The organism is Vibrio sp. 811 (assembly GCF_033339195.1).
The window spans coordinates 1-510 of record NZ_JAWOUB010000990.1 but is presented as its reverse complement, the minus strand read 5'-3'; the positions used below and the strand labels follow the sequence as shown (position 1 = coordinate 510).

Here is a 510-nt window from a genome sequence, read left to right as displayed (position 1 = left end):
TGTCTGTGACGAATGTGATTCAATTAATTTTGCTGATCGCCATTACTCTAGTGATCGGCTATACCGCACTGCAACGCTTTGACTCACCAAGCGAAGTGTTTGCGTACACCACGCCAATTTATGGTGAACAGATCAGGATGCCGTCTCTGTTTGTGATGTGGGCAATCGCCATGCTGCTGCAACAAACCATGAGTAATAACCACACCTTGAGCTGCTATCGCTTTCTGACCACCGCCAACGATAAAGACGCCACCAAGGCCGCATTCGTTGCTGGTGTACTGTTTGTTTTTGCCCCTGTACTGTGGTTTATGCCAGCGTGGTTCGTGGCAGCGCAAAACATCGATTTACTGGCGATCTATCCTGCACTAGAGCAGAGTGCGAACAACGCCGCTTATCTTTACTACATCCAACATTACATGCCTCAAGGTTTACTCGGATTGGTGATGGTGGCATTGGTGGCCGCGACCATTGCGCCGCTTTCATCAGCACACAACCGCAACGCTGGCATTG

Annotated in this window: 1 pseudogene; it reads left to right on the top strand. The window is 49.8% G+C overall.

Features of this window, described 5'->3' with window-relative positions:
• Window positions 1–14: 14 nt before the first annotated feature.
• Window positions 15–510: pseudogene (locus tag R7Q46_RS30520) on the top strand (transporter); the annotation flags it as partial.